This window comes from Streptomyces sp. NPDC057271 (assembly GCF_042668715.1).
Taxonomy (GTDB): domain Bacteria; phylum Actinomycetota; class Actinomycetes; order Streptomycetales; family Streptomycetaceae; genus Streptomyces.
Window position 1 is genome coordinate 1 of record NZ_JBHUYJ010000177.1, and the last position, 8736, is coordinate 8736.

The following is an 8736-nucleotide window of genomic DNA, read 5'->3' on the forward strand; positions in this document are numbered from 1 at the left end:
GCGACCCGAAACCTTACGTGTGGACCAAGACTGCGGACGAGATCCTTAAACGCCTCGCCAGCTATCTGAACAGAATTCCAGACTCAGAACACTAGTCGGGCAGGGCGAACTCGCACCAGACCGCCTTGCCGCCCCCCGGCGTACGACGGCTTCCCCAGGACGAGGCGATCGTCGCGATGATCGAGATCCCGCGGCCCGCCTCGTCCTCCGTCTCCGCCCTGCGCCGGCGCGGCAGATGGTCGTCCCCGTCCGTGACCTCGATGATCAGCCGCCGGTCCGTACGGCGCAGCCGCAGGCGCATGGGCGGGGTGCCGTGCTTCAGGGAGTTCGCCACCAGCTCGCTGGTGGCGAGGACCCCGAGGTCGCGCAGCTCGACCGGGAAGCGCCAGCTGGAGAGGACGCCCGTGGCGAAGGCGCGCGCGCGTGGGGCCGCCTCCACTCCCCCGAGCAGCTCCAGGGCCGCGTTGTGGAACAGCTCCGCGTCCGGTCCCTTGCGGGACGGGTGCTGGACGACCAGGACGGCGACGTCGTCGTCGTGCTCGGCGGTGACGCCGAGCGAGCGCAGCAGCCGGTCGCAGACGACCTGGGGGGTGCCGAGGGCTCCGGAGAGAGCGCGCTCCAGGGCGGCGACACCCTCGTCGATGTCCTCGCGACGGCGTTCGACCAGACCGTCCGTATAGAGGACGGCCGTCGAACCGGGCGGCAGGGCGATCGCACCGGAGGTGTGGAGCCAGCCGCCGGTGCCCAGCGGCGGTCCCGTGGGGTCCTCGGCGCGGCGGACGGTGCCGTCCTCGTCCCTGACGAGGATCGGGAGGTGGCCGGCCGAGGCGTAGACGAGCTTGCCCTCGTTGGGGTCGTGGACCGCGTAGACGCAGGTGGCGATCTGGCTGGCGTCGATCTCGGCGGCGAGGCCGTCGAGGAGCTGGAGCACTTCGTGCGGGGGCAGGTCGAGCCGGGCGTAGGCCCGGACGGCGGTGCGGAGCTGGCCCATGACGGCGGCGGCGCGCACGCCGCGGCCCATCACGTCGCCGATGACCAGCGCGGTGCGTCCCGCGCCCAGCGTGATCACGTCGTACCAGTCGCCGCCGACGGCCGCGTCCGTGCCGCCGGGCTGGTACGTGGCGGCGATCCGCAGGTCGTCGGGCTGCTCCAGCTCCTGCGGGAGCAGCGAGCGCTGCAGGGTGACGGCGGTCTCGCGGTGCCGGCGCTCGCTGGCGCGCAGCCGCTCGGCGGCCTCGGCGTGGTCGGTGACGTCGGAGGCGTGTACGAGGACGCCGCCGCCCTCGAAGCCCGGGGACTCCACGGGCAGGCAGGTGACCGTGTACGAGCCGCCGTCCTGGGTCTTGCGGGACTTGACCGTCCGGGGCTTCCCGCTGCGCAGGACCTGGTCCATCAGCGGCAGCAGGCCCAGCTCCTCGGCCTCGGGGCAGACGTCGGCGACGGTGGCCCCGGCCGGGCGGGGGCCGAAGGCGGCGGCGTACGCGTCGTTGACGTACGCGATGCGGTGCTCGGGGCCGTGCGCGAGCGCGACAAGGCCGGGAAGGCGGCCGATGATCTCCCGCGCGGAGAAGTCCTCCAGGGCGGGGACCTCGTCGGGGAGGGGCTCAGGCCGCCGCGCGTACTCACCGCGGGCCGCGGGCACGGAGCCTTCGGTCCCCCGCGCCGCGGTGCGGCGCTGCGTGCCGGGGAGTCGGGCGCTCCAACGGGTGAAGTTCACGGATCTGTATGCCTCGTGGTCTGTTGGCCGTGCTGAGTCACTCTGTGCAGGTGTGAGCCCACCTATGGTCACACGTCCAGTGTGACGGGCCGCACTGACATCGGTGTCAGCCGGGCTTCGGGCCGTTCTTGGGGGGCGGGGGCGCGGCGGCGAGTTCGAACTCGGCGCGTGGGTGTTCCAGCGAGCCGAGCGAGACGATCTCCCGCTTGAAGAGTCCGGAGAGGGTCCATTCGGCCAGGACGCGGGCCTTCCGGTTGAAGGTCGGGACGCGGCTGAGGTGGTAGGCGCGGTGCATGAACCAGGCGGGGTAGCCCTTGAGCTTGCGCCCGTAGACGTGTGCCACACCCTTGTGGAGGCCGAGGGAGGCGACCGAGCCCGCGTACGTGTGGGCGTACTCCTTGAGCGGCTGTCCGCGCAGGGACGCGGCGACGTTCTCGGCCAGCACCTTGGTCTGGCGCAGGGCGTGCTGTGCGTTCGGCGCGCACTTCGCTCCGTCCACGTCCGAGGTGAGGTCGGGGACGGCCGCGGCGTCTCCGGCCGCCCAGGCGTGTTCGACACCCTCGACGGTCAGGTGGGCGGTGCACCTGATCCGGCCGCGTTCGTCGAGCGGCAGGTCGGTGGAGGCGAGGACCGGGGCGGGCTTCACGCCCGCGGTCCAGACGACGGTCCGGGTCGGGAAGCGGCTGCCGTCGCTGAGGACGGCGACCCGGTCCTCGCAGGAGTCGAGCCGGGTATCCAGGCGTACGTCGATGTTGCGGCCGCGCAGCTCGCGGATCGCGTACGTGCCCATCTTCTCGCCGACCTCGGGGAGGATCCGGTTCGACGCCTCCACCAGGACCCACTTCAGGTCCTCCGGCTTGATGTTGTGGTAGTACCGAGCGGTGTAGCGGGCCATGTCCTCCAGCTCGGCGAGCGCCTCCACGCCCGCGTAGCCGCCGCCGACGAAGACGAAGGTGAGGGCGGCGTCGCGCAGGCCGGGGTCGCGGGTGGAGGAGGCGATGTCCATCTGCTCGATGACGTGGTTGCGCAGCCCGATGGCCTCCTCGACGGTCTTGAAGCCGATCGCGTAGTCGGCGAGGCCGGGGACGGGGAGGGTGCGGGAGATCGAGCCGGGCGCGATGACCAGTTCGTCGTAGGTGAGCTCGACGGTGCCGCTGCCCTCCTCCTCGGTGGCGAGGGTGGAGAGCGTCGCGGTCCGCTTGGCGTGGTCGACGGCGTGGACCTCGCCGATGGTGATCCGGCACTTGTCCAGGACGCGGCGGAGCGGGACGACGACATGGCGCGGGGAGATCGAGCCGGCGGCGGCCTCGGGCAGGAACGGCTGGTACGTCATGTACGGGTCGGGCGTGACCACCACGATCTCGACGGAACCGCTTCTGAGCTCGGCCTTGAGCTGCCGCTGCAGACGCAGCGCGGTGTACATCCCGACGTAGCCACCGCCGACAACGAGAATGCGCGCAGGTTCGGTCACTGTCCCATGACGCAACGCCGTTCGGGGTTTGTCCACAGCCCCGGCAAATTGTGTGACCGGAGATGCGCGGGGGCGCGGGGTGGCGCACAGGGTGGGTACAGCGGGAACCGCGCAGGTCAGAGTGGGCGTGAGGGGTGGTGTGGCGGACCTGAATCGGGAGAGTTCAGGCCCTTGCTCCGATCGGGGGGCGCACCGTACGGAACTCCCCCTTCTGAATTGACCTCGACTCAACTATGTTCGTACCTCGACGGGGTATCGGATCGCGGCGCATGGACCAGAGCGCCGCAGACAGGTCCATCGGCCCCGTGTCAGGGCGGGGAGTCTCCGGGGGGAGACATCATGAGCGGGGGAACGCTTATGCACATGCAGGATTCACGGTGGCAGGCCGTCGTCGGGACCACGGACGGCTCGCTCGACGGTCGTGGTACGGATGTGAGCACAGGTACGGGCACGGCGACGGGTACGGGCCCGGGGTCGGCGATCGGCCGCTCGGCGCCGCTGCGCGTGGACGCGCAGCGGAATCTGGAGCACGTGCTGCGCGCGGCGCGCGAGGTCTTCGGCGAACTCGGTTACGGGGCGCCGATGGAGGACGTGGCGCGGCGCGCCCGGGTCGGCGTGGGCACCGTCTACCGCCGCTTCCCGAGCAAGGACGTGCTGGTGCGCCGGATAGCCGAGGAGGAGACCTCCCGGCTGACCGAGCAGGCGCGCACCGCCCTGGGCCAGGAGGAGGAGCCCTGGTCGGCGCTCTCCCGGTTCCTGCGGACCTCGGTGGCCTCGGGTGCGGGGCGGCTGCTGCCGCCGCAGATCCTGCGGGTGGGCGTGGACGTCGAGGACCTGCTGCTACCGGCGCAGACCGGGGGCGACACGGCCCGGGTGCCGCACCAGCGGGGCTTCTCCGACCAGACCGAGCCGCGCGTGGTCGCTCCGCGTGCCGTGCCGGGGGCCGAGCAGGACGACGGTGGTGCGGCGGCGCTCCTGGAGGTCGTCGGGCAGCTCGTGGACCGGGCCCGTGAGGCGGGCGAATTGCGGGCGGACGTGACCGTGGCGGACGTTCTGCTCGTCATCGCCACGGCGGCGCCCGCGCTGCCGGACGCGGCGCAGCAGGCGGCGGCCTCGGCGCGACTCCTGGACATCCTTCTGGAGGGCCTGCGCTCGCGGTAGTTCGCGCACCGGGGCGGGCGACCGGGCATGGCATGGCGATCGGGCCGGGCATGGCGAACGGGTGGCTGACCGACCGATCCGGGCAGACCTTCGACCATGGCACGAACGCATGAGTGGTTACGCCCGGATACAGGAAGTCGCCCCGGACGAGTGGTAAGTGGACGCGAAGGTTCAGCGCGTCATCGTGCTGTGGCACGCTTGGCCGGTGTTCGGGTCTGAGCGTGCATACGGGGGCTTCCGCGATGAGCGGTGACGGTCGCGACGAGCCGGTGGGCGCCGGCGGCACCACGGAGACCGGGGACCTTCCGCCCCGGCAGGTGCCGCACCAGGGCGGGCCCGGAGGTTCCTCCGCCGCCCCCGTCCCGGGACCCGTCCCCGCCCCCGTCCCCGTCCTGGGACCCTCCGCCGGAGCGATCCCGGGGCCCGCCGAGCCCAGCGTGCCTCCCCAGCGTGAGCACGGGGTGCCGCTGACCGGCCCGGCCGGAGCCGACGCGTACGACACCGTCCTGCCTCCCCCTGTCGAACTGCCGCCCTCGGACGCCGACCTCGTCCAGCTGATGCGGGCCGGCGACGACAGCGCGTACGAAGAGCTGTTCCGCCGCCACTCCGAGGCCGTGCGCCGCTACGCACGGACGTGCTGCCGCGACGCCCACACCGCCGACGACCTGACGGCGGAGGTGTTCGCCCGCACGCTCCAGGCGGTACGGGGCGGGGCGGGGCCCGAGCAGGCTGTCCGTGCCTACCTGTTGACCACGGTCCGGCGGGTGGCGGCGAACTGGACGCGCACGCAGCGGCGGGAGCATCTCGTCGAGGACTTCGCGGTGTTCGCGGCGCAGGCCGGCCACGCGGCCGAGGTCGCCGACCCCACGGTGTCCTTCGGAGCGGGCCTCGACCTCGGCGCCGACGTCCGGGCCATGCACGAGGCCGAACAGTCCCTGGCGATGCAGGCGTTCCGTTCGCTGCCCGAGCGCTGGCAGGCCGTGCTCTGGCACACCACCGTCGAGGAGGAGTCGCCGAGCGACGTCGCGCCGCTGTTCGGTCTGACCGCCAACGCCACGGCCGTGCTCGCCAGCAGGGCCCGCGAGGGCCTCAAGCAGGCCTACCTCCAGGCGCACGTCAGCCAGTCGCTCACCGCGGGCGGCGACTGCGCCCGCTACGCCGACCGGCTCGGCGCGTACGCGCGCGGGGGACTGCGGATGCGGGCGGAGCGCGGGCTGCGCAAGCACCTGGAGGAGTGCGCCAAGTGCCGGATCGCCGCCGGTGAGCTGGAGCATGTGAACGCCGGGATCCCCGCGCTGCTGCCGATCGCCGTCATCGGCTGGTTCGCCGCCGGGTACTCCCTCAAGGCCGTGGGTGTCGTGGCCGGCGGCGTCGCGGGCGCGGCCGGTGCCGGTGCGGCCGCCGCCGCGACGGGCGCCGGTTCGTCGGGTTCGGCCGGAGCGTCGTCCGCCGCCGTGGCCGAGGGGCTCGGCGCCCCCGCGAAGGCGGGCCTCGCGGCCGCGGTGGCCGTCGCCGCGACCGCCGGCCTGGTGTGGGCGCTCTCCGGGGACCCGCAGCCGGTCGCACGGCCCGTACCCTCGCCGCCGGCCGTCGCCCCCCTCGTACCGCCGGAACCGACTCCGGCACCGCCGCCGAAGCCGGCCCCCGAGCCCCCGCCGCCGCCCGCACCACCGGTCGTCGAGACGCCCGAGCCGACACCGCCGCCCAGCCCGGCACCGAAGCCGACGGTCAGGCCGAGCCCCAGGCCCACCCCGCCGCCGCAGCCGAACCCCACCCCGACGCCGACCCCGCCGAAGCCGGCGCCCGAGCCCACGCCCCCGCCCGCACCACCGGCCGTGTACCAGGTCAACCAGCTCGACTACGGCGTCTTCGGCGACGGCACCAAGCCCGAGGTACGGATCGGCGACAGCAGCTGGATGTGGCAGCGCGACGGCCTGTCCATCGGCGGCACGCGGTACGCGCACGGCGTGAGCGTGCACGCGCCGTCCGCGCTCGTGATCGACCTCAACCGGCAGTGCACCGGCTACGACGCGCTCGTGGGCGTCGACGACCTGAGCGCGCCGATCCGGGTCGGCGGCCTGCGCTTCGCCGTGTACGGAGACGGTGAGCCGCTCTGGCGCTCGAACGTCGTCCGGCCGGGCGACCCCGCCGTCCCGGTCCATGTCGACCTCACGGGGCTCAGGACGATCCGCCTGGTGGTGGAGGAGCACACCGCCCCCTTCGGCCGGGTCGCGGTCGCGGACTGGGCGCAGTCCCGCATCAGCTGCGCGTGAGCGGGACGGGGCGGACCGACGATCTGCCGCGCTGGTGGCCTGGCGAGGCGCTCAGGCGCCCGTCGCGTACGCGGACGCCAGGGCGATGACCTCGTCGGGGGTCATCCGGGCACCCTCGGCGTACCCCTTCTCGCTCGCGGCCTCGCCCAGTTCCGTACGGGCCCGGGACATCAGGGTGTCCCACTCGCGGCGTTCGGGGACCGATCGCGGGAGGTCGGCGCGCCAGGTGTCGACGGCGGCCAGGACCCGTACGGCGAGCGAGAGGGCGCCGCTCGCACCGAGCGTGACCGCCACACCCTCCGCGAGCGAGACCGTGACGTAGTCGCCGCACTGGCCGTGCCGGGCGAGGGTCAGGGCCTCGGCAGCCTCCGCCACGGCGGCCGGTCCCCGGCCCTCGGCCGCCGAGACACGCGCGGAGAGCCCGGCCAGGACGGCCGCGAAGTGCGGCGGCGGGGTGCCGGTGGCGGACAGTCGGCGCGCCTCGTCCATGTGCGCGCGGGCGGACCGCACCTCGTCGCGATGGAGGGCGATCACCGCCCTCATGAACAGGATGATCGTCGCCGTGACGTTGACATGGTGGCGGGCGGCGTCCGCCGTGGCCTCGTCCAGCCTCTTCTCGGCGGCCGCCATGTCACCGGCGCGGTAGCAGAGTTCGGCGAGCCGTGCGAGGAGGAACGGGGACTCGGCGTGCGCACCGACCTCGCGTGCCAGGCCGAGTGCCTCCTCGTACGCCTCCCTCGCCTCCTCGTGACGGCCGCGCATCATGTGCGTCTCCGCCGCCGCGCTCGCGACCTGGGCCCGCATCCAGCGGTCTCCGACCCGGCGTGAGAGGGCGCGCAGCTCGACGAGGTCCTCGTCCACGCCGGGCATGCCGCCGGGCATGTCGATCGCCATGTGCGTACGGAACATCAGGGTGACACCGGTCTCCCACTCGCCGCCGTACCGCCGGCAGGTCTCCACGGCGGTGTCGAGCATCGCGCGGAGGGTGGAGTGATTCTCGGTGAGGTAGCCGGTGAAGGGCCAGAGAAGCCCGGGGAAGCGGGCCGAGCGGGGTCCGGGACGCTCGCCGAAGGCGGCGCGCACCCGCTCGACCAGGGCGGTGGCCTCGGGGTCGTCGCGCAGGTCGGCGGCGCTGCGGCTCTCCACGGCGAGGAAGAACGACAGCATGCGCAGCTGCATGCGGGGCCAGTAGCGGGGGTCCTCCGGGCGCTCCGGGTCGACCGGGGGCTCCGGGTCGTCACCGAGGAGGAGGGTGCGCTCGACCCACGCCTGGCCCTCGGGGCGGTAGTTGCGCAGCCACCAGAACCAGCCCATGGCGAAGACGAGACGGTGGGCGGCGGCCTCGTCGGGGGCCGTGACGATCGTGCGGTGGAGGGCGGCGCGGATGTTGTCGAGTTCGGTCTCGATCCGCCGGATCCAGGGGAGTTGCTCGCCCGAGCGGAGCAGGGGTTCGGCCCGTTCGGCGAGGTCCGTGACGTACGCGGTGTGCGCCGCCTCGGTGGCGGCGCGCAGATCGGGGCACTCGGCGGCGCGCTCGGTGGCGTACTCGTGGATGGTCTCCAGGAGCCGGTAGCGCATCTCCCCCTCGTCGGTGGGGGTGGCGACGACCAGGGACTTGTCGACGAGCGCGCCGAGCACGTCGGCGGCGTTCGGGGCGAGGGCGACGGCCTCGGCGGCGGCGAGATCCCAGCCGCCGGCGAAGACGGAGACCTGGCGCAGCAGGGTGCGCTCGTCGGGGTCGAGGAGGTCCCAGGACCAGTCGACGACGGCGCGGAGGGTCTGCTGGCGGGGCAGGACGGTGCGGCTGCCGGAGGTGAGGAGGCGGAAGCGGTCGTCGAGCCGGTCGGCGATCTGGCGCGGGGCGAGCAGCCGCAGCCGGGCGGCGGCCAGTTCGATGGCGAGGGGGAGGCCGTCGAGGCGGCGGCAGATCTCTTCCACGGCGCCCGCGCCGGTGCGGCCGGTGCCGGCGCCGGGGCCGGTGCTGATGCCGTCGCCCGGGCCGGTGCCGGGGCCGGGGCCGCGGGTGCCGCCGGTGCCGGTGCCGCCGGTGCCGGTGCCGCCGGTGCCGGTGCTGGTGCCGTCGCCCGGGCCGGTGCCGGGGCCGGGGCCGGGGC

General features: G+C 73.9%; 5 protein-coding genes. 2 read left to right on the forward strand and 3 right to left on the reverse strand.

Annotation, left to right across the window (positions count from 1 at the left end; genetic code table 11):
• Positions 1-91: 91 nt before the first annotated feature.
• Together ACFUJR_RS37870 and ACFUJR_RS37875 are read right to left on the reverse strand one after the other, a co-directional pair.
• Entirely contained in the window at positions 92-1717 is a 1626-nt protein-coding gene (locus ACFUJR_RS37870; protein ID WP_383173135.1) for a SpoIIE family protein phosphatase, read from the reverse strand.
• Between the two features lie 106 nt (positions 1718-1823).
• A complete protein-coding gene (locus tag ACFUJR_RS37875) occupies positions 1824-3188 on the reverse strand; it encodes an NAD(P)/FAD-dependent oxidoreductase (RefSeq protein ID WP_383173134.1) in 1365 nt (454 codons plus the stop codon).
• Positions 3189-3545: 357 nt separating this feature from the next.
• Between ACFUJR_RS37875 and ACFUJR_RS37880 the strand changes: the two genes are divergently transcribed.
• Positions 3546-4349 (forward strand): TetR/AcrR family transcriptional regulator, encoded by an 804-nt coding sequence (locus ACFUJR_RS37880; protein ID WP_383173142.1) that lies wholly within the window; start codon positions 3546-3548, stop codon positions 4347-4349.
• Between the two features lie 242 nt (positions 4350-4591).
• Positions 4592-6622 (forward strand): sigma-70 family RNA polymerase sigma factor, encoded by a 2031-nt coding sequence (locus tag ACFUJR_RS37885; RefSeq protein WP_383173132.1) that lies wholly within the window; start codon positions 4592-4594, stop codon positions 6620-6622.
• Between the two features lie 51 nt (positions 6623-6673).
• On the opposite strand, the gene ACFUJR_RS37890 is transcribed toward ACFUJR_RS37885, so the two are convergent.
• The coding region (locus ACFUJR_RS37890; RefSeq protein WP_383451227.1) for an ATP-binding protein at positions 6674-8736 on the reverse strand (2063 nt) is incomplete at its 5' end.